Genomic DNA, 1,442 nt, shown 5'->3' with positions numbered 1-1,442 from the left:
AGTAGTGCCCCATAGGGTGGTGTAACTCGGTGGCCGAGATCGCCTGCAGCTACGTGTTGTACACGGATGTAGAGCGGCCACCGTGTGATCCTTCGAGTCAACCGTCTAAAGAATCCTCGAGGAGTCATCACGATGACCGCACCCCATATTGTCGACCCTGCAGGCCTACTTGGCCAAGCCCTATCCGACGCATCACCGGATCTGATGCGCGAGCTGCTGCAGACCATGATCAACGCCCTGCTGTCCGCCGACGCCGACAGCGTGTGCGGCGCCGAGTGGAACGCCCGCACCGCCGAGCGCACCAACCGGCGCAACGGCTACCGGCACCGGCCCCTGGACACCCGCGTCGGCACCGTCGACGTCGCGGTGCCGAAGCTGCGCTCGGGCAGCTACTTCCCCGAATGGCTGCTCGAGCGCCGCAAGCGGGCCGAGTCCGCGCTGATCACCGTCGTGGCGGACTGCTACCTGGCCGGGGTATCCACCCGCCGGATGGACAAGCTGGTCAAGACCCTGGGCATCGACTCACTGTCAAAGTCGCAGGTTTCACGCATGGCCGCCGACCTGGACGAGCAGGTGGCCGCGTTCCGGCACCGCCGCCTGGACGATGCCGGCCCGTTCACGTTCGTCACCGCCGATGCGTTGACGATCAAGGTCCGCGAGAACAACCAGGTCGTCAAGGCGTCCGTCCTGCTGGCCACCGGGGTCAATGGCGACGGGCACCGCGAGGTCCTCGGGATGCAGGTCGCCACCAGTGAGACCAAGGCCTCGTGGAACACTTTCTTCGCCGACCTGGTGGCCCGCGGACTGGGCGGGGTGCGGCTGGTGACCTCCGATGCCCACGCCGGGCTCGTGGACGCGATCGCGGCGAACCTGCCCGGTGCAGCGTGGCAGCGGTGCCGCACCCACTACGCGGCGAACCTCATGGGCGTGTGCCCCAAGTCCATGTGGCCGGCCGTGAAAGCGATGCTGCACAGCGTGTATGACCAACCCACGGCCACCGCGGTGAACGAGCAGTTCGATCGGCTGTTGGAGTACACCGAAGGCAGGCTGCCCGACGTTGCTGACCACCTTGGCGATGCCCGCGAAGACCTGCTGGCCTTCACCGTGTTCCCCGACGACGTATGGCGCCAGATCTGGTCCAACAACCCCACCGAACGGCTCAACAGGGAGATCCGCCGCCGCACCGACGTCGTGGGCATCTTCCCCAACCGGGACGCCATCGTCCGCCTCATCGGGGCGGTCCTGGCCGAGCAGACCGACGAATGGGCCGAAGGACGCCGCTACCTCGGACTCGAAGTCCTGAGCCGCTGCCGCCTCACACTGACCACCGACACCGGCACCAGCTCGACCACGGAGGTGAGCACCGATGAACTGATGCAACTACCCGCCTGATCACCAACGAAGGATCAAAAACCAGTTACACCACTACCAGGGGCTTGACC

At 66.0% G+C, this 1,442-nt stretch carries 1 protein-coding gene; it reads left to right on the top strand.

All coding sequences use genetic code 11. The features are described 5' to 3' along the window. Window positions 1-132 precede the first annotated feature (132 nt). Window positions 133-1,392 (top strand): IS256 family transposase, encoded by a 1,260-nt coding sequence (locus JW364_RS23950; RefSeq protein WP_205334498.1) that lies wholly within the window; start codon window positions 133-135, stop codon window positions 1,390-1,392. Window positions 1,393-1,442: the final 50 nt, after the last annotated feature.

The organism is Gordonia sp. BP-119 (assembly GCF_016924115.1).
Classification (GTDB): Bacteria; Actinomycetota; Actinomycetes; order Mycobacteriales; family Mycobacteriaceae; genus Gordonia; species Gordonia hongkongensis.
This window is presented reverse-complemented; position numbering and strand designations above follow the sequence as displayed.